The following is a 25,145-nucleotide window of genomic DNA, read 5'->3' on the forward strand; positions in this document are numbered from 1 at the left end:
TTCAAAAATTACACTAATTAGCCGCTTAAATTTCAATGGATAAATATATATTTTCAATGAATATTGATTGATCCCTTATATATAAAGCGATGAGAGCGTTTTCAATGCTATTTTAATTGGAAATCATTGAATGTTGATTGAGCCCCTTATTGACAAGGCTCAGTGGGTGTTTTATAAAATTAATTGATTGAAATTTCATTGGAATAACAATGCTTTTAATTGGGGTAGAGGAGGGTAATATGACACGTTCTTATCCATTACAAAGCTCATTACGTGGAAAGTTAGCGCAAGATTTTAAGACGTTTAGGGATAAGGAAGCGTTAAGTGATGCCGAGGCCACGCGGCAACTTTTGATGTTGGCACTGCGCATTAAACTCAATGACAGTGAGGATGATAGTCCATCGAATCGTGAGTTGATGGAAGAGATTTATCGTGTCGTTCGTGGTTCATCTGCGATCACTGATGTGGTTCATGGACAAACTTTTGATGGTGAAAAATTATTCCGAGAACAAAAAGAATCCAAACCCTTTAGGCAACAGGTGAAATCTGATATCGATAATAAAGTCGATGAGTTTCTGGCAGGCAAAAAAAAAGGGTAGTCCATTGGACACCCCTTTTTCTACCGCTCTAACTCTCTGTCTGGTTTATTATATTGGTCATTGTTGTTGTCACGCTCCTGATTAAAATCAAACGATTTTTGAGGGGAGGGTTCTTTGCTGTCGAAGTGTTCAAGCTCTTTATCTTTGATTTCTTTTGTGTGTTGATTAATATCAGTGTCCGGCTTGTTGGTTAATGAATCATAGTCTTGAGTGGGTGTGTCGAATTCCTCTTTTTGTTGATACGTTTGTTGATGGTATTGTTCAATACCCTGTTTGATTTCCTCAAGCATATTGTCAGGCGAAATAAATTGAATATTTCTCCCTGAAAAGTTGGACATGATTTTTTCAATGTTGTTGGGATTTAAATCAGTATTGCCTTGACTCAGTACAATCATAATGTTCTGTCTGAGTTCATCGGTGGATATATTCTGAATGTCATTATTATGATTGACATTGATAATGTCGTATTGGCCTTGATGCGCTTGATTAATCATAAAAGAATTCTCGATTGAGGTACTGATGATGGTGGTGTGTAAATCACGGCCTTGATGAAATCGCGTTATTTGTTTGGATTTCGTGCCTAATGTCCGTGGATTGATGTCGAGTGCCGGATCTTTATTTCCTTGCCCGTCTAAATAAGTCACTTCAATCGCTTTTGTTTCTCCTTTTTTATCGTGAATGTTAGTTATCATCGCCGGGTGAAATGTTTTGTCCTCTGAGGAATATACCTCTTGATGAAAATGAACATGGTCATTCTTAGGGTGTTCAATCCCCAATTTATTGAGGTAAGTTTGGGCTAATGTGCCTGTGAGTGGCTGGCTGGTTTGTATATATTCTTTCGCTCTCTCTTCAAATTGTGCCATGTGTTTTGGCGTCGTATTCAGTAATTGGTCATGTTTGGGGTTGGCGGTGAGTTGGTATTTATCAGGATCATTAAGGATGTTGTGGGCTTCTTGCATTGCCTCCTTATAATTTATTTCCTTATGAATCATCATTAAATTGATTAATGAGCCTTTTTCACCGGTGGTATAGTCTTTAAAATACCCTCGATATTCCCCCGTTAACGATACCTTTATTGCCGATTTTCCAATACCAAAGGTGAGATAATCACGGTCTGATTTAGATGGGTTCGGTTGCCCCAAGAGGTTGATGGCTAAGCTTTCCGTGTATTTCGGTAACGTTTGGCTGATGTGTTCTTTAAATTGGTTGTAGTCAAAATCTCCGTTTCTATTGTGATAACGCACGTCTTCATGAGATAGGGCTTTGTCATTAAAGTAAGGCGCTGACGGATCCCCTCATAATTTCCCTAGTCCTGCGTTGTGTGTGAGCCTTTGATATTCGAACATTCCCCATTGATATTGGGATTCATTAATTTGATATCGCCGATGATTTCGTACCTCTCTCCCTAGACGAGGTATGGATAGAACTCGGCGGTGTTTAATGCTGTTGGCTTGGAAGTCAAAATGCCATTTGGCTTGTACTGCAATTAGGCCATTCCACCACATCAAGATTTCAGCGAGCAACGCAATAAGAAGCAGGATATCTAATCGCTTAGTACAGCGAGTTCTGTTGTGACGAAGTGCGATCCCATAGGCGGTACTCTTTAGATCGCGGAAGGCTTCTTCTATCTGCATACGCTTGGCGTACAGATTGGTAATTTGTACTTCATTTAAGATATGTCGAGGGACATTAGTCGCGAGTAGCCACGGCTCCTTTGCACTGCGTTGATAGAGATGTGTAGCGGAGTGTTTTTGGCTGGTTCTACTATGGCGCTGGGCTTTTCGGCCTTTTTCTAATCCCTTATAAACATAGGCTTCACAAGATATCGGTGATCTCTTTGCTAATAAGCAGTTGCCAAGATATTTGGGTTTATGGACAGCGTTTGGATAAAAGGTTTTATTTGAGACCCAAGGTTTTTGAGGTTGTTTGATTGATACTTCACCTCGGACACGACCTAACCAAAACCAACCTTTCTCCTGAACTTGGCGGAACCAAGTATTTCTAAAACCCGCATCAGAAACGATGATCGGACTGATTTTATTCGGCAAAATACTCTGCAATTTATCGAGGAATGTTTGGTGACTTTTCGGTGAATTGTATTGGCCATACTCAAAAACTTGTTCAAAGATTGTGACGGCTCGACCATCAAGTGCAACGGATGCTCTTAACGTCATATAACGAAGTTGTTCACGAACATCAGACCAATCCACAAGGATCACAGGGCATGGGTTAGCGCCCGTTATTAAGTAGGCATGCCATTTATAAATAAGGTCTTTTTCACGATGTAGTTGGCGATTTCCAAGCAGTCTATCAACGCGTTTGATCGCATGTTTTACCGTGGTATTAGTTTCTAGTTTGCGACCTAGTTTAGTCAGCGTTAAGTCTGAGCCGTCAAGTACACTTTTTGTAGCAAGTATCAGAGAACTAACGCGTTTTTTGTGAATGGAGGGGCATTGGTTTTGTATGGTTTGTTGTAGAATCTGAATGTCGCGCATTATTAACCCACTTGTTCGAAATGTGTGTTCAGCGATATTCATTAGATCAAAGACGGCGATGCACGTCTACCTCATTGTTTTTAAGCCTGATTATGAGGGGATTCGCAAGAGTAAGGCGTACTGTGTGGTGCAATGTTCTCGATGGTTTCAATGGCACTGTGTTTATTGACCTCTTTCGATAACCAGCTCTTCATCATCTGTTTTGGGCTGTCAGTAAAGAGTTTCACATGACTACTCGCCCGGCTTAAATCGATGTAAGCGCGTCTTAAGTTCGTCAGTGCGCCTTTACCCTTTAGGGTGGTAATGATGTTCTGATACGTCGCGCCTTGCGCCATATCTGCGGTTCTGGTGTAAGCGTAATCCCAATGCCCGTCTTTCAGTTGGTTTGGATTAAGGCTTAACGTTTGCCCCTCTTTCGACAGCGCGGTGATTTCTTCTTTGGTGGCATGACTGATGGTGTATTCCACATTGGCTTTAATGCCTCGCGCTTTGTCGGTAAATCGGGTCATGATTTTGTCACCGGTTGAAAGTGGCTTTTCTGATTGAACGAAGAGTGACGTGTATTTGTGGTCTTTGTTGCGTGGCAAAAATGGCTTTGTCTTACCTGTATTTACGTCTTGAAGAGTCACCAAACCGTGCTCCGAATTAACGTGGGTAATGATGTCGTACTCTCCTGGCTTCGTGCTTAAAATGAGCCCTTTCTGATAAGGCATCATGGTGGTCAGCTCTTCTTTGCTATCACCTGTAGAGCGTAATCGGGTGGTGATGATGTTTTCTTGGCCTATCTCCCGTGTTTTCATCAGTCCGGCACGAATGTGCTCAGTGATGTGGTCACGCTCATTATTTGTGTAAGCGATGATCAGCGTGTTTTCTCGCGTCTCGGGCGTACGGGCAAGGTAGTCCTGCGCCACCGCGTATGGCAGCTTTTCGGTGGCGATGAGTTGCGCTTTGCTTTGGTCTTTCGCATTTTCATCGAGGGTTGAGACAATATGTTGCGTGCTACCGAGTGTATCAGGGCCTTGCTGAGATAGTTTATCGAGAGCGCTGTCTGGCTGCTTATCTACAATGTTGTGTACGGCGCCAAGCAGTATTTCATTCTTCTGACGAACGATGTCGGTCATGTAAGCCGTATCGATACGGCCCTGACTTATGCTCAATTCAAACGGTTTACCGGCATTAAGAGAAAGCAGCTGCTCTTTATCCCCAAGCAAGGTGGCTTTGGAGCCGCTTTGCAATATAAGGTCGGTGAGCTCTTTGGCTTGTTGGTTGCTGACCATAGAGCCTTCATCCAAAAAGAAGAGGGTGTTTTTGTACTCCTCTGGTAAGGTGATGCCACGTCTTAGGTCGGTCAGTAAGCTTTCTAGCGTTTGCGCTTGTAGTCCTTTGCTTTCCAGTTCGCTGACGGCGGCGTGCGTTGGCGCCAGACCAATCACTTGCGAAGGTGGCTGGTTACTGGCTTGGGTGGCGTGTTGAATCAATTCAATGTTGGATTCGAGCAGGGTGGATTTACCGGTGCCCGCCAAACCTTGCACGGCCACAAAACTGTCTTTGGTCGTTGAGATAAGGGTGATGCCGTCCTTTTGTCCTTGGGTAAGGCGAGGCTGTGCATCGAGATAATTTTTGACTTGTTGGTGGGTGGCAAACGGCTTGTGTTGATTTTTCCCTTGATCAATGTTTCGTAAAATGTGTTTTTCGGTATCGAGTGCCGCTTGGGTGGTCCAGCGTGTACCATCGCTGTATTCGGCAGAGAGGACGTCACTGCGTTTGGCGAGCTCTGTTTCAATTTGCTCTTTGATTATCGGTTGATTGGCCTCTTCAAAAGCGTAACGGATCGCTTCGACGACTAACTCTTTTTGTGTAAACGCCGCTTCTTTTTCAGAAAGATGACCCAGGGCAAAGTTCAACGCTTTCTCTTGCAGTGGTGAATTGTGCTCTTTGTTTAAGAGAGTGAGGGCTTGCTCGATGTCGCTTTTGACTGTGGCGGCGGTGGTTTCAGAGAGGTAGCGGTCGTTGACGTTTTGAGTCTGCATGACTCGCTCGATGGCAGAAAGCTTCACTTCGCTTTTCTCAAGCGCGGCCTGGGCTTTATCGGGGTTGTCGGTAAACACATCGATGCGCGCGCTTTTCTCGGTCAGCTCGTGAAAGAGCGCTTTCGAAAGCGTAAAGGCTTTGCCTGAAAGGAGGGTGTGCGCCCTTGGTTCGATATGACTGGCGGTATGGACATAGTCGTATTGTAGTGGTGCGTCTTTCAGGGCTTCAACGGGGATGGTGTTCGATTCGCCCTGCGTGTCCGTTAACGTTAGGGTTTCTTTAGAAATATCCGTGACTACGTAACGCTCATTGGCGTTCAACTCAGATGGAAAGTGCTTACCTGTGGTCATGAGGCGTTCACCTTGGTTAACTTGCAGCGAGTCAGGTTTAAAGATCTGCATGTTGAGGGCTTTGAATCCGGCGGAAGCGGGATCGAGGGTGTATTCTTGTCCATCGGTTTTGCTTAGGACATGGAGTCGATTGTTTGCCTTATCCGAGGTTGAAACCACTAACTCTTGAGGTTGTCCGTCTTCCCAATGGCGAAGGGTCATACCTGGCTTGTAATGTTGCGCTAACTCTTGTTGGGGCTTAGACAAATAATGAGGCTGCTGAGTGAACAAGGTGATACCGCTGCGGGCAAGTTGACCCTCGTTCTGCAGAGAGGACCGGATCGCGTCCGTCAATCGTCGTTGTTCAAGGTGAGAAGTCGCCAGCACTTGTGTGTCTTCTTTGTTTGGTAAGTGGGTATACGCTCTAGCGAGGGTGCGTGTATCGCTGTTGTGCAAGGTAACCTTACTGTCTTGCTGTTTGCTGTCTACCCAAGAGTGCGAGACGACGTTGCCTCTGCGATAAAGCTCGATGGCGTTATAAGATTTAAAACCTTGGCGACTGGACGTGTTGTTCAGCAAGATGACTTTGCTACCCGATCCCTTAGCTTTTGCGTTTAAAGCCATCAACTCATTAGCGCTCATTTTGTGGGCGCTGTCGACAAGAAGGATGTCTTTGTTGGTCATAGGGACGTCTGAGTGCAACAAACTATGGACAGAGTGGCGCTGCTCTTCTTGAAATCGGTGTTTTATCCAGGTGGCGACCGTATGACTTTCACGTTGGATGGTTTGGCTATGACGGTGTTTGTCTTTGGCGTTTTGTGACACTAAGTGGACACGTTTACCGACATGGTTGCCGACGTTCAATAAGTTTTGCGCGATTTGCTCATTGTTGCCAAACACATTGACCACATGAAACTGTTTGGTGGACTGGTAAATGTCCGCCACCTTTTGGCGATTGCCTTGAGTGAGGTTCAGTTTATCTAACGTGGCGTCATTGACTGGCGTGCGCATATGGCGCGAACGCCCTTTGCTGGCCGCCATTAACGCTTGTTCGGTTTTCAGCATGGCTTGAGTGGTGTATTGACCTTTTTCTGAAAGAGGGATGAGAGCATCGTTTTTCACCCATTGGTCAGCGACCATTTTAAGGTCAATCGCATTGGCTTGTACGCCGCCTTTGGTAAACTCGGCCGCGGCTAATTCTATAATCTTTTCCAGTTTTAATGCTGTGTTGTATTGCCCTAAGTGTTCAACGGCGCGACCAAACGCGTCTTTAGCGATTTCTTCAGGGTTCTGTTCTTGTGGAGTGATCCCCAGAGCGTTTTTAACCAGTTCTTCGGGCTTATGTCCTGCGTTGCGCACCGTTTGTTGCCAGCGAACATTGAGGGTTGCCTCACTTTCGTAGGTTTTGGACTTGCGCGTATCAAGGTTGGCTACGTCTTTTGCCGCGCGGGATTCAAAGCCTAAGTCTAAGGTTTGTTGTTCTATTTGTTGTGAGCGAGTGGAGAAGGTGTCGATTAATACTTGAGGAACGCCTTCAACATCAAATTGACCATTGCCGAGGGCTCGCGTTGTATAGCCTAACTCTATAACTTCTTTAGCCAATTGGCTCTGGTATAAAATACCGTAGTATTTTTGGAAATGGTAAATGCGCTCGCCTGTCCCATTGATGACGCCGCCTTTTTGTTTGAGAGAAGAGGCGAGTGTACGCAGTTGCCCTTCTTTGTCGCGGGTCATGTTTGCCGTTAAGGTATGGGAATGGAGTTGTGGATCGTTTTCACGACTGGTTTTATGGCGGACGACCGCAAAGGCCATCGATTCGGTATTGATGAACTCACGAGCGCCTTCGTCATTGATGTGCGTGGCTTGTGCCACGTCTTTTTCTAGTTGCGATAGCGCGAATTTGACCGCGTCATTATGTGCATCAATAAGGCGAGTATCCCCGCCAACGAGTGCGAGCGTGCTTAATCTTTTTGGTGCTGAAAAAGTCAGGTCAAAACCACATTTATGGTCGCCCCGTTTACCTTTGATGGTTTCATTGCCTAAGTGTCCAGATAAAACGGACTCTAACGTTTTTTGGTTAACCGGTTTACCGATTAGGCATGCTTCTTTGGCTAACTGACCGTGCCAAAAAGTGTTTTCATTGGTACTGCTTTCTTTGAGGTAGTAGTTGTCGTTACTGTCTTTCTCGAGTGACGTATTAAAGGTATTTGGTGTGTTTTCTTCGTTCAAGTAATACTTGGCGGCGCCAGAGGCGGATTTGAGAGGACTGATGGACATCATAAGGTGTTTTCCTTTTGTTGGGTCGCCGCAAACCGCCACGTCAGCGAAATGCCGGTGATTGGGAGGGAGACGAATAGGTTAGCGGACGGCGTTGATGCGAATGATAGGGTGGCCAGGGCTTGTTACAGGGGAGGGCAACATTGTTTTTGCTCTCAGTGAGCATGGATGTTGCATTTCGTGTGGTTAATCGTACATCTCGCCCGGTTCTATTTGTGTTATGGACGCCTCTTCGGTTTCTCGCTGAAGTGTATTTTGTGTGTCTTCTGCGAGCTGTTGGTTTTGGGTTGCGTTGGTGGTCAGGTTTTTCTTTTTCGAGGCTTTGGCAAGGGTTTGTTTCTGACGGGCTCTGGTTTGCTGCTGCTCTTCTTCGTTTTCGTACGTACTTTGCTGAATGGCAAGCAATCGGCTTCTTTGGGTTTCATCGAGTTCATGCAAAGCAATTAATTCATGGAAAATTAAGGCTTGATCGATACTCTCCATTGCTTTCCCTCCGAGTATGCTGCGTTTGATGAAGGAGGGTTGGAGATTGCTCATGCGATCGTATTTCAGTTGCAGTTTCGTGATGAGCATGGAGTTAGGTGTGCGCAAGTAACACTCTAAATCATCCAAACCTTGGATTTCCGCTGGAGATACCACAGGGCGCGTTTTGTTTTGATGGCCGAGTGAGACACCGTCACGCAGTGCGTTCGCCCCGTAAGAAATATTTTCTCGTGAGATATCGATTTCTTGCTCACCAAGGTCCTCCGAGGAAATGGCGGCCATCGCTTTTGAAGGGGCGCGGAAGAAAAAGCGCGTGTTGAGCAAATCAAAAATGACTCTGGCCGCGTTGCGCCCATAAGTGGTTTCTAATTGAGCGTAAGATTGCAACCCCAGTAAATAACACCCCCCAAATTTACGCACTTCAGAAATAATGTGCGTGAGTTCAGGCAGTTTATGTAACGTAGGCATTTCATCGATGATCACCCAAATTCGGCGGTCGTCATCGGGCTCCATTCCTAGAATGGCGTTGGAGGCAATCGCAAGCCACATCGAGATCAGTGGTCTGAGGGCGGTGTGTTGCCTTGCATTACTGGATAGGAACAGAAACCCTTGTTGTGATTCGTCTTGTACCCAATCTGTGATCGAAAATGGCGCCCGTTTACGGTGGCCTTGGGCGTCTTTTTCATCCAAACCATGTAAGTAACGTAAGGACTTAATGTAAGTCGCTAGGACTGATTTGATGGAAATAGCCGTCTTCTCGATACTTTTTGAGACCAGTGAGCTGGCTTCGGTGTCTTTTAAATGGTCACCGAGAGTGGAAAGCTCAGACGTTAAGATAATGTGCAGCAAATTTTCAATCGTACATTCGTGTTTGTCATCGATCATCATTTGATAGGTGGTTGCCGCGAAAATGGTTCGTGCGGAGTCTACCCAAAATGGGTCGCCTTCCCCGTGTTGCGGAATAAGCGCGGCCGCGAGGGATTCGAAGTCCGGAGCCTCTTTAGCATCACTCCAAATATCCCACGCTGCGCAACGTTCATCGAAGGGATTTAAAATCACGTCTTTGTGCGGTTCATAGAACTTACTGACAAAATCGCAGCCTTTATCGTAAATAATGGCTTTGTCTCCGCGTGCTCGTATCCAACGTAAGAGTTTGCGAATCGCAACGGACTTACCTGCCCCCGTAGTGCCGTCAATCATCAGGTGTTTGACTTCAAATCCATCAACAAAAAGCTTGTGACCATCGAGCACAAAAGGGGAGAGTTTTTTCTTCTTTTTTAGCTCTGCGGTGACGGCTTTAGGCTCAGCCAATTGAAAGCCTCGAATGTGATTATCTTCGCTCTGCTTCTGCCCTTTTCTCTTAAACCAGTGGTTAATCATCACAAACAGCACGGTGGAAGCGGCCACATAGACCAGTAGGCCAACAAACAGGGCTTGCAGCAATTCTTGGTAGCACTGTGCCAAGATGGGGTTTTGTAGTTGTTGGCCAAGGGTGCTGCTGTAGCGTTGCTCTTCCCATTCGACCACCACTTTGCGCTCTAAGCTAAAACCTAACTTGTTGAAAAGCTGAAATAGACTGTAGTAGTAGGCACCCGTGAATGTGTTAGTCGAGGTGATGAAGTAGGTGGTGAGAAGCCCTAGCAAGGCTCCGATGATATTGAGGTACTTGATTGTGGTCACGTTCACTTGCCACCACATACGGATGTTGTGAAAAGTGATTTGACCACCACGAGTCGTAGACATAGAAAAACTCCTTGTGAAGGAAAACAAAAAAAAGCGCCCACACTGAGTGCGGCGCTTTTGGTCGGTAGAATGAAATCAGAAATAAGGTGACAGGCTGCAAAGGAGGTGTATTACGAGTGCCAAGGTTAAGGTTCGACAGAATCGCTTGGTGATCACAATTAAGATTGACCAGTTTCAAAACGTTTTTGGACAAATGTGAGTTACGAACGATCGGACAAGCTGAACTTTCACATAACTTCTAGTATCGCAACTATACGAGTAGCAATTATGTAGCAGTCCAAGTTACCTCATTCATTACATGTTTATATTGCAAAAACTTTAGAAAAATAGTAGCAACTAACCGATTGGGGACATTGTTGCTTGTTTGTAATAACAACACAGCTTCATGAATCAATATTACGCATATGCTCGATGCTTAATCGATAAATCTTCTTGTAAAAAATCCAATAAGAGTCGGTGCAGTTTGGGTTGATATTGCCTTGAAGGGTACAGAGCCCATATACCAATTGGATTGACTTCAAAGTCTTTCAATAAGACAGTCAAAGTCCCTGCTTGTATGTCGTTAACAATTAGGGGCAACGGTAAACACGCTAAGCCTTTACCATTGGTCGTCGCATCAAGAAGTATGGAACTATCATTTACCGAGTAGTTACTTGTGACCGTCACATTAACGGGCTGAGCGGATTTGGAAGCGACCTTAGGAACAAACAGCCAATCATGGCCTATTCGTTTGTGGATCAAGCAATTGTGATCGCGTAAATCTTCGGGAGATAAAGGAGTGCCATGTTCTGCTAGATATTGAGGAGAAGCACAAACCACCGATGGACAATCAGCCAATTTCTTTCCAATTAAAGATTCGGGCAGCTCATTGCTCAACTCGATAGCCATATCAACCCCATGTTTTATCAAATCCAGTGACTGATTCGACAGCGTGAGATCGACTTCTATATCAGGGTACTTAAGCATGAATTGTTCAATAGCTTGGGCAAGATAACCCTGACCAAACGAAATGCTGGTAACCAGTGAAATTCTTCCTTTAGGTTGAGATTGCTGCTCTTGGGCTAAGCTATATAGTTGGGCATTCTGCTCTAAAATATTTTGGCAGAAAGGCAATAAATCACGACCAGCGTTAGTGATACCTAAGCTTCTTGTTGAGCGATACAGTAAACATACACCTAAAGACTTTTCCAACGCGGTTATATGCCTAGTCGCCATGGAGCGTGACATTCCTAAAGCCTCAGATGCTGCCGTCAGGCTTCCTAGACCGACAGTAGAAACGAAAACTTCCATTGAAACAATTCTATCCATACACCCTCAATAGTTCGATTTATGCAACAATCTATTGACGTATAGCATATATATCAACTTCAAACTAGGATTTATACTGACCTTCTATTCCAATACCGAGCCGAATAAAATGAAAAAAACAATGATGTTAGTCGCATGCCTCAGTGCAGGTTTAATTCAAAGCAATACACTATTTGCCCAGGCTCAAAATCCTGAAAGCTCAACTTTGGCAATCATTGAGTCTGGTAAACTTATGGGAAGCAACCATGATGGCGTAGCCACATTTTATGACGTCCCATATGCGCAAAACCCTTTTACGGCAGATCGCCGATTTCAAGCTCCGCAAGCATACGAAGCTTGGAGTGGAATATTAGATGCAACAAAAGCAGGTCAACCTGTCCCACAGCCTAGCCGAGATAAAAACACCACCTTGGTGGGGGCTCCCGGTGATCTAACTCTGAACATTTGGACACCTACGAGCGCCGTAGCTACCAACAACAAGGCATCTAATAAAAAACTGCCCGTCATGGTGTGGATCCCTGGCGGCGCATTCATCCGAGAAGATGCGGCAGAGTTAGCCTACGACGGAACAAGCTTTGCTCAGAATGACGTGATTGTTGTAACGATCAATTATCGTGTAGGCGTTGATGGTTTTATGCACCTTGAGGGCGCACCGGATAATCGCGGCATTCTTGATCAGATCATGGCTCTTGAGTGGGTACAAAATAACATCGAAGATTTTGGTGGAGACCCTAGCCAGGTTACTGTTGCAGGTCAATCTGCTGGGGCAGAAAGTGTTGCCATTTTATTGGGTACCGAAAAAGCAGAAGGCCTATTCCAAAAAGCTATTATGCAAAGTCCTCCAATGGCATTTTTAACTCAGAAAGAAGCTCAGCAAATCACACAAAGCTATACCAAAAAACTGAACATTCCAGCCACCGTTGAAGGCTTATCGACCATTCCATTTCCTGAATTAGTTAAGAACGTTATTGATATGGGTTATACCATACAAGATCGCAACAAATGGGGAATGATGTCATGGGGAGGCACCGCATTTTTGCCCGTTGTTGATGGCGATATCATTGTCGAGTCTCCAATGAAAGATCTTACCAAAGCATCACCTTCCATTCCGGTCATCGTTGGTAGCACCGATCAAGAGTCACGACTGTACCTTGTACCAAGTGATGCCGTAAACAATACGACCGAAGAAACGAAGTCGCTACTATTGTCTGACTTGTCACTGGAAGGCCGCCCTGCTGATGTGTATTCAACAAAAGGCAATGGCAAGTCTATTGGAGACACGTTTGCCGACATCCAATCTGATTTTACGTTTAGAATGCCAGCACTTCACATTGCTCAACAGTTAACTAAAAACGACAACAAAGTTTGGCATTATAACTTTTCTTGGATGTCACCTGCGTTTGATGGTCACTTAGGAGCCGCGCACTTTGTTGACGTACCGTTTGTGTTTAATACCACTGACAACGAACAAACAAAAACATTTGTCGGCTCACAGCCTCCAGTTGAACTTATTAATGCCATGCACAACCAATGGCTAACATTCATCAAGACAAGTAAAGCTGATTGGTCTCCTTACAATTTATCGGAACGACCAACAATGCAATTTGATGTTACATCGGAACAGGTCAATGACCCTGATAGCTCAGTTCGAAAATTGTGGGAAGATTTTAAATTCTAAGTGAAACGATTCAAATATTGGATGATGGTTGCTGACACAATTCAGATTAGAAAAAACTAGGTCCTCACGTGGCTTGGTTTTTTCTGTTGATAGATTTAGCTAAAGATAATGGGGCAGATCTTAGCTAGCTGCACTTTGAGAGGAAAGTGCCACAAGTAAAACTTCAAGCCTATGAAGCCTCTGGACAGAAACGTTTTAGGTGTACTGCTCTAAATTGTTTCGTTCAGATCAAGTCAGAAAAAGTACCTTGAAACCTTAAACGCTCGTATGTTCAAGGTCAATGTTTGTACTTTTGCATCAGATACTTAGCTAACGCTTTAATCTCTTGCGCATTTTTTCTAATCTCTCTGTAGGTTTGAGTCTGCTGTTCTAGGGCTTCTCGATAATCATCACTCACATTAGCTAGATAAGACTTTTGGTTCTGATTAAATCCTTTTTTAAACAAACGCTCATAGGCTTCATGATGCAATTTATCGTATTTCTCGCGTTCAAAACTCACCGAATGAAAATGTAGTTGCATATACATCTCTACCTTTTGTAGAGATGTTGAAACCTGATTAAAGTGCTTTCTGATAGTGGTTTCATCTAAGCTTTGGTCATGTTGGTATAACAGCGATAGAAATTCGTATGCTCTTTCTTCATACTCATCAATTGCGAGATACAACTCTTCTATTTTTTTAATATAAACTTCTTTTTTGGCTCGTCTACTCAGAAACCATTGATTTAGCAAGACAACTATCAGAGCTACAAAAGCTGAAACGCCTATCGAAATTAACTGTGCTTGCTGAGCTTTTTCAGCAAAAATTGAGGATAGAAAACCCACTTAAAACTCCATTTGAACATAACACCGCAATCTTGCGAATCCCCTCATAATCAGGCTTAAAAACAATGAGGTAGACGTGCATCGCCGTCTTTGATCTAATGAATATCGCTGAACACACATTTCGAACAAGTGGGTTAATAATGCGCGACATTCAGATTCTACAACAAACCATACAAAACCAATGCCCCTCCATTCACAAAAAACGCGTTAGTTCTCTGATACTTGCTACAAAAAGTGTACTTGACGGCTCAGACTTAACGCTGACTAAACTAGGTCGCAAACTAGAAACTAATACCACGGTAAAACATGCGATCAAACGCGTTGATAGACTGCTTGGAAATCGCCAACTACATCGTGAAAAAGACCTTATTTATAAATGGCATGCCTACTTAATAACGGGCGCTAACCCATGCCCTGTGATCCTTGTGGATTGGTCTGATGTTCGTGAACAACTTCGTTATATGACGTTAAGAGCATCCGTTGCACTTGATGGTCGAGCCGTCACAATCTTTGAACAAGTTTTTGAGTATGGCCAATACAATTCACCGAAAAGTCACCAAACATTCCTCGATAAATTGCAGAGTATTTTGCCGAATAAAATCAGTCCGATCATCGTTTCTGATGCGGGTTTTAGAAATACTTGGTTCCGCCAAGTTCAGGAGAAAGGTTGGTTTTGGTTAGGTCGTGTCCGAGGTGAAGTATCAATCAAACAACCTCAAAAACCTTGGGTCTCAAATAAAACCTTTTATCCAAACGCTGTCCATAAACCCAAATATCTTGGCAACTGCTTATTAGCAAAGAGATCACCGATATCTTGTGAAGCCTATGTTTATAAGGGATTAGAAAAAGGCCGAAAAGCCCAGCGCCATAGTAGAACCAGCCAAAAACACTCCGCTACACATCTCTATCAACGCAGTGCAAAGGAGCCGTGGCTACTCGCGACTAATGTCCCTCGACATATCTTAAATGAAGTACAAATTACCAATCTGTACGCCAAGCGTATGCAGATAGAAGAAGCCTTCCGCGATCTAAAGAGTACCGCCTATGGGATCGCACTTCGTCACAACAGAACTCGCTGTACTAAGCGATTAGATATCCTGCTTCTTATTGCGTTGCTCGCTGAAATCTTGATGTGGTGGAATGGCCTAATTGCAGTACAAGCCAAATGGCATTTTGACTTCCAAGCCAACAGCATTAAACACCGCCGAGTTCTATCCATACCTCGTCTAGGGAGAGAGGTACGAAATCATCGGCGATATCAAATTAATGAATCCCAATATCAATGGGGAATGTTCGAATATCAAAGGCTCACACACAACGCAGGACTAGGGAAATTATGAGGGGATCCGTCAGCACCGCAATAACACGTTCGAACGCCTTACTTTCAAAACCAATTACACCCTAAACTGCGAATACCGAGTGTAATAGCATTGTGTTGATTGCTTTGTTAACACTCTTTGCTCATTACACATGGCTTAAACCTTGATTCTCTTTCCGTAAACCACGAACCATTAAATCCAATACTTCGGGTATTTCCATGATCTCAAGATAAGAGAATGTATAATTTGTTTTACTACTACCTAGTGCAAACTTAGATACCTTGTCACCAGTGCGTATGGGGCTAAGAAATATTTCGAAGCAAAAGCCTAAGAATAACATTGTAATAGAGCTATACAGTTGCCCTCTAACTTCGTATGTCCTTGGAAATGGAGAAACAACAAGCTCTCTGAGATTGCTTACGCTGAATCCTCCCTCTTTTGTTGTATCTACTAGCCTTTGAACAACAACTGTACATGAGTTCTTTGAAACGTTAGTTGACCTTACCAAACTAGAACGAATAAGCTCCAAAAACCGCGGAGATACTTTAATTGTTCTATAGTTTTCATGTTCAGAAACAGCCCCACGCCAGAAAACAGACAGAACAAAGCTTTTGAACTTTAAAGTATCAATGTCAGAAACATGAACTCCTTCATTGCCCTTTTTAATATTGCCAACTTTACCCCGCAGCAAATTCAAACCATATTGGTCGTAATTAATGTTTAACTTCATTTCGCAGTTACTACACAACTGGTCAGTAGCCCAACTATCCTGAGATCTACGATTTGGAACTAATTCTTTGGATGAAAGTTCTATTGCTTGACCATTACCTTTTTTAAACAACGACCTGAACACAGAATCAGGTATTGCATGTGAATTACATAACTCTGATTTACTACAACACAACTTACACTTTTCCAACGAATGCCTCCTGAGTGCTAACATTTTAATATCGTGCCAGCACGAATTTATGTATTCAGCATATCTCAAGAACCCTATCTAACCAACTGAAAATTATGCATATAATTATTTTGAATCTAATTTCTAGTTGAAACCGTGCAAGTACATATTGCTCCCAATTCAAGGCATGTTATCAATCAAAAACTTCCCTTTAGTTCTCAATTATTCAATAGCTTAGAAATAGTTGAACAACATACTCGTGCGTGAGTGTGATTGAAGGTTAGTCTGTTGTGGATTAGAACATTTAGCTACGTAATCGGAGCTCTAGGCATGAGGAAAAGTAAGGTAAGTGCAGGGTTTTAAACTGAGTTCACCCCCTGGCTCACTTTGGGGCAGATCTGAGTTAGCTGGCACTTTTTGAGAAAAGTGCCACGAGAAACTTCAGGTCTATGAAGCCTCTGTCGAGTAGACGACACTTGTTACCAAGTGCCGCCCCTCTAAGAACTGTACGTGCAACTTTCACTGCATACAGCTCAAGCCTCCGCTAAGGCGTATTACGTTACCCAGCAATCACAATGCAGCTAAAGCAGGTTCGAACCATGAGTTTCGTCCCAATTTCTTTGCCTTTCGTTCTTTAAGGAAAGGTTCGTAAAAAGGATCATAAGGCGTTGCCTTGCTCATAATTTTTACATGCCTTTTAATTGGCGTTTTGGCTATCTGAACTAGATTAAAATGACAATCCATATTCGCGATCTTTTGCCAACCATGGAATTGCCATTCACCTCGTCGGTTCAAGTAATATTTTCTACGCACCCAATCTTTGTTTTTCGTTGGATGAGGCCTTACCGCCCAACGCCATAACAACCAGAAAAGTTGATGACTTACATAGTCGAAAGTTCGCTTTGCCACGCAATGACGATAATAATTCGCCCAACCTCTCAGTTTTGGATTCAGTATTTTAATCAGATCGTTCACTGGAATTGTTGCGTGCTTTTTGATGAGTTCACGTAAGTTACCCAAAAATGACAGTACGTTGCTCTTACTTGGTTTAATAAGCAGTTTGCCTTTGTACTTTCTGAGATTAAATCCCAAAAAATCAAAACCATCATTTATATGAGTTACGTGTGTTTTCTCTTCAGAAAGTGTTAAACCTCTTTCTTCTAGAAAGCTAATTAGCTGCGGTTTGATGTTGTTCACCAAAACTTCCTTTGAAGTCCCAGTTATTACAAAATCATCAGCGTATCCAATGAAGTTGACTCTATCGCCAGTTTTACGTGCTACCGACTTAACCAGATTTTCTAAACCTGCTAACGTCAACAGCATAAGCGTTGGGGAAATTATACCGCCTTGAGGCGTCCCCTCTGCTGTCTTGTAAAACAGTCCTTTATCGATAAAACCGCACTCAAGCCATTGCTTCAACATTCGTTTATCCGTTTGAATGTTATCGATTAGCCACTGATGACCAATTTTATCGAAACAAGCCTTAATGTCCCCCTCAAGAACCCATTGTGCTGAACGTTTAAGACCCAAGCATTTGAAGCATTGTTCGATTGCATCGGCTGTGCTTCTATTAGGTCGAAAACCATAGCTATTTAGGTCAGCAATGGTCTCAGAGATAGGCTCCAAGGCAAGTAGATAAAGCGCTTGTTGCGCTCGATCTATCATGCACGGAATACCTAAAGGTCTGAGTTTGCCGTTTTTCTTGGGGATATAGATACGTCTGAGTGGTTTAGCTTTGTAGCCTTTCCGACTCAATTGATTAACCGCTGCCACACGACGAGCATCCGTATTCCAGATGATGCCGTCGATTCCTGGCGTTTTGCTGCCTTTATTTTGTGACACTCGTTTAACCGCAAGAAGTTTTGCCGCTTTCGAGTGAGTTAGTATCCACTGCAATGCTTTCGCCTTACTGCGTTTACCTTCTCGAGTTGCTTTTGCAATGCGTATTTGAAGCTTTAATACGTTTTGTTCGACGGCTTTCCAGTTAATGGATTGCCATCGAGTGCCGTTAGGAGAGGCACTAACTTCTTTTGAAGCTACCATTTGCATTTCTCCTTGAATAAAGTTCTTCAAATTATCTTGCAACGGGAGACCAGCTAGAAGTCAGCTCGCTTTCGCGCCAGATAACAACCTGTATCCGCATCATTACAACACGGCTTTCGCTTTTTCTAGCCTCCTTTACCTGCACCACTATCGGCTGTCTTTGCAGACCGCTTTCCCAAAGGGAGAAGTACAGGCTTACCCTGTTCCGTATGTCGCGCAACGTCGGGTTAGATGCCCACTATAATGCGGAGAGCGTCTTGATCACGAAAGAGCACTGTCCAATCTCTTTCCTACTCTCATGCCTTTTGGCCACAGCGTATTAACCACTTCCGCTGATCCACGTATAACGCATCTTAAATGGATTCACTTACGTTCATCATACCAACACCCTAGCACTCACCCGATTGTGGTTATCAGGAGGAACGTCCTCTCACGAATTCATTCCCGCTCAGCAAAGGCTGAACTTCGTTACATTGTCGGGTTCGCTGCTTTATTCAGAACCCTAGGGTCATCTGGTGATACAGATGGTTCACACTTGTTGCGGTGAACAGCACTTCATACGACTTCAGGTCGCACGGACAATTTCGTGTCAGTGGCTTTTCTAAATTAGCAACTCATGGATAACTACAGATATGGAAAATCACTCAATTTAGTGTTCTATATTGTTGGATCAGATCACTTGTGATTTTTCATATACTCGCACAGGAATGGGTGAGCGTGGTTTCTAATTTAGCGATTGGCGCATTATCTGAGGTCTTGAGTAATCTCTAAATCTAAATCACAGGCCCAATTCACCGAACCACTTCAGTTATGAGCTAAGCTCTTAGCTTCTTTTGTGTCTAAAGTCATCACCATGTTGAAAAGATCCTCAAAATATCTATGTTTAATATACGATATTAATTTGTAAGGATTATTTTTAGTATGAGTACAACTCCTATCAACATTCTGTTTGTTTGCGTTAAAAAAGGCGTAAGAGCGGCTATCGCTAAAGCAATTGTAGAGCAGCAGTCTAATGGGATGGTACAAGCAACTTGCTCAGGGTTTGAGACTGGAGGAACACCCCAAGCTATCTTAGACGAATTGTCTAACTTACTTTGTGTACCTATACAGACCGAAAGCAAAACTGTTTTTGAATACAAAAAGACAAAAGAAAATTTCGATTACGTGATTACGCTATGTGACCAAATAAGTATTGAGCAGTGTAATTTGTTTGTTGAATGCGTAAACGTGGTTTATTCACACATACCAAACAAGCTTCGCTGGAATATCCCCAACCTTGGAGCCGCCCTAGAATTATCAGGGAATGACAGAACCATGTTTGTAAAAGAGGTCGTAGACCAAATAACCTTTGAAGTGTCGCAACTCGTTGCAAACACTCAAGTAAAGAGCTGAACAACTTCTCATGTAAGGCTACACCTTAAGCTGCTGAAGCAACAACAAGGCTAGTGTAAACATAAGTTGAAGATGTTACTTATCCCAGTTACAAACGGCGCATAGTACTATTAAGTTACGGGCTTCATTCAACGCGTTCTTTCTGCCATCACGTTTCCGTACCTTACTATCACTACAAGTGTTAAATCCCGTGATAACAGAGCCTTATTTTTTCAAAGTCACACTTTCGATGTTCATCCGAAAATAAACTACATTTTTTTACAATCTAGTCTACTGTTAAAAACAGAAGGGATTCTTCTAACAACGTCATCAACTGGCAATCAGAACACAAAGATTCTGTCGCCAAGGCTAAAAAGGGACACACTACTATGGTTTTACAATCATGCCGCATCACTCTAACCAATCAAAGCATCTTTATTTGTCAATCAGTCGAGCATTCTCTTGATCTTCTTGAAGCTGAATTTAACAATGGTATTTCTAAAGTTAAGATCGATGCTAGTGATGGTTATGATATTCACTCCTATCATTTTGATTCGATTGAGGAATCTATTGAAAGCCTCATGAACCTCTAAGACGGACGACCGCCATAAACTAAGTCTCTATATTTCAAATAGGTGTTTATATAAAGCCTATATCAAGATATATAAAATGTCGCTTAGCGAAGTGTCCAGTCTGATTGGACATTTCAACTTTGTGCTTACACACATCATGCCGCCCATAATTGATACCTTATGATTTTTAGATTTCACATGAATTGTATCTGGGGAAATTCATGTGAAATCTAAAAACGCTAACATGTTGCCGAAACTGATGTATGGAATCCACTCCCTCTCTGCCAATCTACACTTAGCAGAGTAACGTTATAACGAGGGTTCCAATATGTTGACTAAAAATGTTATCGCTATCGACTTAGCAAAAAATGTTCTGCAAGCGTGCCATATCAATGTTCACGGTGAGCTGCTATCGAACAAGCCTTTGAGCCGTCAAAAAATGAAAGAGTTTCTGGTAAAGGCTAAACCTTCTATCGTTGCAATGGAAGGTTGTTGCGGTAGCCACTATTGGGGACGATTAGCCGAAAGTTTTGGCCACGAAGTTAGGATAATCAACCCTAAGAAAGTGAAAGGGTATTTGGAAGGTCATAAAACAGATCATAATGATGCTCTCGCCATCGCTAATGCTGCTCTTCAAATCGGTATCAAATACAGTCAACCCAAATCTCTCGAACAGCAATCTATGCAATCTTTAGAAAGCAGTCGCCGTTTCTTATCACGCAGTGTTGTTTCATTGGGGCAGCATATTCGAGGCACCATTTTAAGCTATGGGATAGCAAACCCTAAGGGTGAAAAAGGTTTAAAGGCGTCGGTTCAAACTGTGCTTGATGGGGACACATCAATACCAGAAAATGTCGTATCTGTCCTGTCTATATTGTGGGAGCAATATAAAGAACTGAAGGCAAAAGTCATCGCGTTCGAAAAAGAGAAAAATGCTTTAACCCGCCAGATAGAGCCGTGCCAACGATTAATGGACATTGAAGGTGTTGGTGAAACAACTGCTGCGATGCTCTATACAACTCTTGGTGATGGAAAGCAGTTCAAGAATGGAAGACAAGCTTCAGCATTTGTTGGTCTAACACCAAAGCAACACAGTTCGGGCGGTAAGGTCTTTATGATTGGGATCGATAAATGCGGCGGTGTGAAGGAACTACGCTCTCTTCTTTATCTTGGTGCCATGTCTTATGTTGGACGGCTACCCGAAAAGCCAAAAACTCAGAAAGACGCTTGGTTGAAGAGTATCATTGAGCGTATTGGCTTCAAGAAAGCTTGCATTGCACTGGCTAACAAGGTGGTACGTACTGCGTGGGCAATGCTTCGGTATGAAACCGAATATAAACCAGTATTACTCAACGATTAATCAGAAATAAATTTCTAATATTTTACAAAATGATGATGCATAAAAGGTAAGACCAACCTACTGAAAACCTGGCCATTGTGTAACGCTTTAAGAGGCTGAGAAACTGATAAGGACAGTAGGTGCGCAAACATCAAAGGCTAGAAGGTAGCTCCTTCAACAAGAAGCCGAATATACGAACGCATCTTAACTTTTTATTGGCTCCTCAAAACCACCGCCTAGGGCGGTGGTGATTGTTCCTTGAGGCTATAGCCTGAAGAAGTGCCCATGTTAGAAGTAACCTCTTATTCACCACAAGTAAGAGGAAACAACCACATGGGCGATTACAGAAGTTCATCACATGTCTATTGGCGTTGCAAATACCATATAGTTTGGACTCCAAAGTACAGATATAAGATTTTGAAAGATAAGGTAGGAAAGGAGCTTTATCGTTCAATCTATATTTTGTGCAATATGAAAGACTGCGAAGTTTTAGAATTAAATGTTCAACCAGATCATGTTCATCTTGTTGTCATTATTCCTCCCAAGTTATCAGTATCGAGTTTGTTAGGAGTTTTAAAAGGCCGAACAGCAATTCGACTTTTCAATAGATTCCCACATATACGTAAGAAATTATGGGGAAATCACTTTTGGGCTAGAGGGTATTTTGTAGATACGGTCGGTGTGAATGAAGAAGTCATTCGGCGATATGTACGACACCAAGATAAGCAGGACATAGAGTATGAACAACAATTACAGTTATTGAAGAACTGATAGCGCGGACGCCCCCTTTTAGGGGGTTATAAAGCAAAACCGCCTTCTAAGAAGGCGGATATTTTTTTATTTTATCACTTTGTAAATACGTGGATTCCATATACAATAATGGGGCAGATCTGAGCTAGCTGGCACTTTGAGAGAAAAGTGCCACGGGTAAAACTTCAGGCCAATGAAGCCTCTGGACAAAACTTTGCCAGTGACATTACTAGAATAGGTTGCTTCTGCGCGGCTCACTTGGCTTTGCGAAAATCGCTACTTCATGACATTAGCTGATTAGTCATGTACAATTAATGCAACCAACAAGAGGAACATTGATATGGCCAATGTCTCAAATTCGAAGCGCCAAAAAGCTACATTTACCCCTAGCTTAAAGAACTTCAAAACCAGTTTGGGTTATGAAGGCATGACGATAAATAAGAAATCGAACGTTCAAACCATTGAAGATTTAAAACGCAAGTATGCGAGATAAATATGGTGCTGATCAGGACAAATACTGTTACTCAAATTCTGATGTTTTAATTAACAGATTGAATATACTTGACTCGGATGAACTTGAAAAAGCCGAAGTTGAGTTTACGAGTTATAGGTACCTTTCATACAAAAGTAATGTTTCTGAAATCAAGCATTTAGACTTTAATCACCTCAAATGTCTACATCACCATCTATTCCAAGATATTTTTGAATGGGCAGGTCAAGTTCGAGAAGTGGATATATCTAAAGGCTACACTCGATTCTGTACCGTTTCTAGGATTGAAGCTGAAGCTTCAAAATTATTTGATATTATCCCTTCGTTAGACAATTTGGCTTTGCCTGATCTTATCGAAGAATTAGCCAGTCTATTTTGCGAATTAAATTTGTTACATCCTTTTAGGGAAGGTAATGGCCGAACTTTACGTTTTTTCTTTGAAGAACTCGTATTTATCCTTGGCTACACCATCGAGTGGCCTAAAATTACTCAACAAGAATGGATTGATGCAAATATTGCAGGGGTATCACTCGATTTAGAACCGTTAATTACAATATTTCGTTTAGCTCTATCTAATGAAAAACAAGACTGAATTTTTGTGCGATTGCATTAGTTTTAATCGCCTAAACTCAGCTGAGGAGTGTTGAACCGCTTTTTTTCTGTGAAAAATAACGGGGCGAAAGTGTTTTAACTTATCTTCGCCGTCTAACTTGATGTAGCCAAAACCAGATCAAACTAAATTGGAAATGAACAGACTTTAATGCCCTCGGACATTTACAGTGGGAGTCGCTGATTTATAGAAGCCGGGTATCGAAAGACTTTCGTGTTTTTTGGCCGTTTTGATGAGTTTTGGATAACTTGGATGTTTTGTGTTGAGCACATATTTTTGTTCACGAGGAACAACCGTAGATATTAACCATTAAGACAGATGTTACACTTTCAAGGATGCATAACAATAGAGATTGAGAACATGAGTCGCGACGACATGCTGACTCAGAACTGGACAAGGCTCATTTAAAAGAGGCAATTGCTCCAATATCTTGCCAAACTTAGCCTTGTCTTCCAGATATACCGCAATAAATCAGTTGTTGGTCATGCCAAATAGCATAGATGCCAGTAGCAACTTTCGGGCCATCAAAGATTACTTTCTACAACAAACGTGTTTTGCGAATAGATTAAAACTCAGCAGTCGCAAGTATAACGACACTTTGGATACGTAGAGCAACCATAAAAAGACATACCAGATTTAGCTCCTCGCTTAGCAACACGCATTACAAGCTTAGATTGGCAACTAGGGCAAATCATAGATTCGACGCCTGCCCTGTGTGTTTGGGGCGATATTGATGGTTTATTTTGAAAGCTGCGCCCATCTTCAATCATATGTACTAGTTCGCTGCCGTTGACTAGCCACAAGCGCTTATCTAGGGAAAAAGCGACAGCCTCAGAAGTAAAGTCTCCTGAAGTTACGATAATCATCTTACTGGCATTGTTCGCGATCATGACACCGTACATTTCCCTTAGAATTTGCACACCCACTTTGCGAGTTTTCCAATGCTTACATTGTACAAGGCTTAACTCACTATCTTTTGTAAGCCAAATATCAACACCGCCATCAGATTTTTGAGCGAAAGACTGTTTGACCGCATACCCTTGAGACTTAAAGTATTCTCCTATGTAACTTTCAAATTCGATCCAAGTCAGGTGATTTAGTGGGGAAGTATTCCTCTGAATTTTAATCTGAGTGTTCGTCTTGAGATAGCTTCTTTTCCTCTGATATTGCTTGAAAAACGCTATCGGTGCGGGGATAAGAAATAAGAACGTAAAATATGGAGTCATCAAGGGCAAGTTTGGAGCAATAGCTTCAAAGATGAAATTATTGCTATCCACGGCCAAGCTAGGCAATAGATATGAAAGCCCAAAATAAATACAAGCAGAGAGCACTACGCTTAACCACCATGGAGCGTCCATTAAGTGCCATATGATTCCATCGTTTTTTCGTGCCATTTGAAGATTACCCGATAAGCATTTAGATGCATTAAAACACAAGAGGTAGATAATGGATATAGTTTGTAAGGTGATACTTATCAGTATGATAGCTATTGATGAGCTAGGGCAGGGAAGGCAACGCTTGAATTCGGATTCCGAACACTTCTAACTCATAGTTGTCGAGTAGACGACATACTCAAGTCAAGATGACTGTGCTCACCAAGCGACTACAAATCAAAGTCTGCATGACATCAAATTTGGGAGTCAGCAGGTTTTAAGGCACTTTCATGATAAATTTGTCAACATGATAAAATCGATTAACAACCTTCAATTTATATGAATGACCAACTAACCCCTATCAACAAAGACCATTTGAAAAAACTTATCCGAGCAGAACTGGAGCTAACATGGTTTGATAATAAATCAGCTAGCCCTGATATGTCTTGGGTTATTCCTACGGTGCTGGAAACATTGTTTACTGAGTTGATAACTCATACGCGTGGTAATCAAGCAAAGGCTGCTAGGATGTTGGGGATCAACAGGGGGAGTTTCAGCAAAAAATTAAACCAGATCACAAGTAATAAACTTGGATTGGTTGAAAGCCTATAGGT

The 25,145-nt window shown here is 42.6% G+C and carries 17 protein-coding genes and 2 pseudogenes; 10 read left to right on the forward strand and 9 right to left on the reverse strand.

Annotated elements, in window-relative coordinates; genetic code table 11:
• Window positions 1–239: 239 nt before the first annotated feature.
• Complete coding sequence (locus QWZ07_RS00170; RefSeq protein WP_166672906.1) at window positions 240–599, forward strand: hypothetical protein; 360 nt, start codon at window positions 240–242, stop codon at window positions 597–599.
• Window positions 600–619: 20 nt separating this feature from the next.
• Here the strand turns inward: QWZ07_RS00170 and QWZ07_RS00175 are convergent.
• The 5 genes and pseudogenes from QWZ07_RS00175 to QWZ07_RS00195 all read right to left on the reverse strand — a co-directional run.
• Window positions 620–1,885: pseudogene (locus tag QWZ07_RS00175) on the reverse strand (DUF7146 domain-containing protein); the annotation flags it as partial.
• 9 nt (window positions 1,886–1,894) lie between these two features.
• Window positions 1,895–3,094, reverse strand: a complete 1,200-nt coding sequence (locus QWZ07_RS00180; protein WP_132982278.1) for an IS4 family transposase — start codon at window positions 3,092–3,094, stop codon at window positions 1,895–1,897.
• 110 nt (window positions 3,095–3,204) lie between these two features.
• Window positions 3,205–7,734 (reverse strand): annotated as a pseudogene (gene traI / locus QWZ07_RS00185) (conjugative transfer relaxase/helicase TraI); the annotation flags it as partial.
• Window positions 7,735–7,917: 183 nt separating this feature from the next.
• Window positions 7,918–9,957, reverse strand: a complete 2,040-nt coding sequence (gene traD, locus QWZ07_RS00190) for a type IV conjugative transfer system coupling protein TraD (protein ID WP_192854649.1) — start codon at window positions 9,955–9,957, stop codon at window positions 7,918–7,920.
• A gap of 396 nt (window positions 9,958–10,353) precedes the next feature.
• On the reverse strand, window positions 10,354–11,265 hold the full coding sequence (locus tag QWZ07_RS00195; protein WP_192854647.1) for a LysR family transcriptional regulator: 912 nt from the start codon (window positions 11,263–11,265) through the stop codon (window positions 10,354–10,356).
• Window positions 11,266–11,386: 121 nt separating this feature from the next.
• Here QWZ07_RS00195 and QWZ07_RS00200 point away from each other — a divergent pair, with 121 nt between their 5' ends.
• A complete protein-coding gene (locus tag QWZ07_RS00200; RefSeq protein ID WP_106341060.1) occupies window positions 11,387–12,943 on the forward strand; it encodes a carboxylesterase/lipase family protein in 1,557 nt (518 codons plus the stop codon).
• 277 nt (window positions 12,944–13,220) lie between these two features.
• Here QWZ07_RS00200 and QWZ07_RS00205 read toward each other — a convergent pair whose 3' ends face one another.
• Entirely contained in the window at window positions 13,221–13,766 is a 546-nt protein-coding gene (locus QWZ07_RS00205) for a hypothetical protein (RefSeq protein WP_192854645.1), read from the reverse strand.
• A gap of 140 nt (window positions 13,767–13,906) precedes the next feature.
• Between QWZ07_RS00205 and QWZ07_RS00210 the strand changes: the two genes are divergently transcribed.
• On the forward strand, window positions 13,907–15,106 hold the full coding sequence (locus tag QWZ07_RS00210; RefSeq protein ID WP_132982278.1) for an IS4 family transposase: 1,200 nt from the start codon (window positions 13,907–13,909) through the stop codon (window positions 15,104–15,106).
• Window positions 15,107–15,230: 124 nt separating this feature from the next.
• Here the strand turns inward: QWZ07_RS00210 and QWZ07_RS00215 are convergent, their stop codons facing one another.
• Complete coding sequence (locus tag QWZ07_RS00215; protein WP_225998629.1) at window positions 15,231–15,815, reverse strand: hypothetical protein; 585 nt, start codon at window positions 15,813–15,815, stop codon at window positions 15,231–15,233.
• Window positions 15,816–16,553: 738 nt separating this feature from the next.
• Window positions 16,554–18,026 (reverse strand): group II intron reverse transcriptase/maturase, encoded by a 1,473-nt coding sequence (gene ltrA, locus QWZ07_RS00220; protein WP_290253144.1) that lies wholly within the window; start codon window positions 18,024–18,026, stop codon window positions 16,554–16,556.
• Window positions 18,027–18,947: 921 nt separating this feature from the next.
• Between ltrA and QWZ07_RS00225 the strand changes: the two genes are divergently transcribed.
• The 6 genes from QWZ07_RS00225 to QWZ07_RS00250 all read left to right on the forward strand — a co-directional run bounded on the left by QWZ07_RS00225 (window position 18,948) and on the right by QWZ07_RS00250 (window position 23,140).
• Window positions 18,948–19,418, forward strand: a complete 471-nt coding sequence (locus QWZ07_RS00225) for an arsenate reductase/protein-tyrosine-phosphatase family protein (protein WP_192854732.1) — start codon at window positions 18,948–18,950, stop codon at window positions 19,416–19,418.
• A 368-nt stretch (window positions 19,419–19,786) separates the two neighbouring features.
• Window positions 19,787–19,990 (forward strand): hypothetical protein, encoded by a 204-nt coding sequence (locus tag QWZ07_RS00230; protein ID WP_016786656.1) that lies wholly within the window; start codon window positions 19,787–19,789, stop codon window positions 19,988–19,990.
• Window positions 19,991–20,297: 307 nt separating this feature from the next.
• Window positions 20,298–21,329, forward strand: coding sequence for an IS110 family RNA-guided transposase (locus QWZ07_RS00235; RefSeq protein ID WP_192854731.1), 1,032 nt, complete (start codon window positions 20,298–20,300; stop codon window positions 21,327–21,329).
• 312 nt (window positions 21,330–21,641) lie between these two features.
• Window positions 21,642–22,079 (forward strand): IS200/IS605 family transposase, encoded by a 438-nt coding sequence (gene tnpA / locus QWZ07_RS00240; protein WP_192854767.1) that lies wholly within the window; start codon window positions 21,642–21,644, stop codon window positions 22,077–22,079.
• Window positions 22,080–22,398: 319 nt separating this feature from the next.
• Window positions 22,399–22,551 (forward strand): hypothetical protein, encoded by a 153-nt coding sequence (locus QWZ07_RS00245; protein WP_165901749.1) that lies wholly within the window; start codon window positions 22,399–22,401, stop codon window positions 22,549–22,551.
• Window positions 22,541–23,140, forward strand: coding sequence for a Fic/DOC family protein (locus QWZ07_RS00250; protein WP_192854403.1), 600 nt, complete (start codon window positions 22,541–22,543; stop codon window positions 23,138–23,140). Before QWZ07_RS00245 ends, QWZ07_RS00250 begins: the two co-directional genes overlap by 11 nt.
• 590 nt (window positions 23,141–23,730) lie before the next feature.
• On the opposite strand, the gene QWZ07_RS00255 is transcribed toward QWZ07_RS00250, so the two are convergent.
• Window positions 23,731–24,552, reverse strand: coding sequence for a restriction endonuclease (locus QWZ07_RS00255; protein ID WP_192854405.1), 822 nt, complete (start codon window positions 24,550–24,552; stop codon window positions 23,731–23,733).
• A 318-nt stretch (window positions 24,553–24,870) separates the two neighbouring features.
• Here QWZ07_RS00255 and QWZ07_RS00260 point away from each other — a divergent pair, with 318 nt between their 5' ends.
• The gene (locus tag QWZ07_RS00260) at window positions 24,871–25,143 is read left to right on the forward strand and encodes a helix-turn-helix domain-containing protein (protein WP_192854407.1); all 273 of its coding nucleotides are present in this window, start codon (window positions 24,871–24,873) and stop codon (window positions 25,141–25,143) included.
• Window positions 25,144–25,145 lie beyond the last annotated feature (2 nt).

The sequence above is a fragment of the Vibrio lentus genome (assembly GCF_030409755.1).
GTDB lineage: Bacteria > Pseudomonadota > Gammaproteobacteria > Enterobacterales > Vibrionaceae > Vibrio > Vibrio lentus.

Excerpts from the sequence above, each read along its gene's own strand:
- QWZ07_RS00170 (WP_166672906.1), top strand. The coding sequence starts at position 240 with ATGACACGTTCTTATCCATTACAAAGCTCATTACGTGGAAAGTTAGCG.
- QWZ07_RS00180 (WP_132982278.1), bottom strand. The coding sequence starts at position 3,094 with ATGCGCGACATTCAGATTCTACAACAAACCATACAAAACCAATGCCCC.
- traD (WP_192854649.1), bottom strand. The coding sequence starts at position 9,957 with ATGTCTACGACTCGTGGTGGTCAAATCACTTTTCACAACATCCGTATG.
- QWZ07_RS00195 (WP_192854647.1), bottom strand. The coding sequence starts at position 11,265 with ATGGATAGAATTGTTTCAATGGAAGTTTTCGTTTCTACTGTCGGTCTA.
- QWZ07_RS00200 (WP_106341060.1), top strand. The coding sequence starts at position 11,387 with ATGATGTTAGTCGCATGCCTCAGTGCAGGTTTAATTCAAAGCAATACA.
- QWZ07_RS00210 (WP_132982278.1), top strand. The coding sequence starts at position 13,907 with ATGCGCGACATTCAGATTCTACAACAAACCATACAAAACCAATGCCCC.
- QWZ07_RS00215 (WP_225998629.1), bottom strand. The coding sequence starts at position 15,815 with ATGAAGTTAAACATTAATTACGACCAATATGGTTTGAATTTGCTGCGG.
- ltrA (WP_290253144.1), bottom strand. The coding sequence starts at position 18,026 with ATGGTAGCTTCAAAAGAAGTTAGTGCCTCTCCTAACGGCACTCGATGG.
- QWZ07_RS00225 (WP_192854732.1), top strand. The coding sequence starts at position 18,948 with ATGAGTACAACTCCTATCAACATTCTGTTTGTTTGCGTTAAAAAAGGC.
- QWZ07_RS00230 (WP_016786656.1), top strand. The coding sequence starts at position 19,787 with ATGGTTTTACAATCATGCCGCATCACTCTAACCAATCAAAGCATCTTT.
- QWZ07_RS00235 (WP_192854731.1), top strand. The coding sequence starts at position 20,298 with ATGTTGACTAAAAATGTTATCGCTATCGACTTAGCAAAAAATGTTCTG.
- tnpA (WP_192854767.1), top strand. The coding sequence starts at position 21,642 with ATGGGCGATTACAGAAGTTCATCACATGTCTATTGGCGTTGCAAATAC.
- QWZ07_RS00245 (WP_165901749.1), top strand. The coding sequence starts at position 22,399 with ATGGCCAATGTCTCAAATTCGAAGCGCCAAAAAGCTACATTTACCCCT.
- QWZ07_RS00250 (WP_192854403.1), top strand. The coding sequence starts at position 22,541 with ATGCGAGATAAATATGGTGCTGATCAGGACAAATACTGTTACTCAAAT.
- QWZ07_RS00255 (WP_192854405.1), bottom strand. The coding sequence starts at position 24,552 with ATGGCACGAAAAAACGATGGAATCATATGGCACTTAATGGACGCTCCA.
- QWZ07_RS00260 (WP_192854407.1), top strand. The coding sequence starts at position 24,871 with ATGAATGACCAACTAACCCCTATCAACAAAGACCATTTGAAAAAACTT.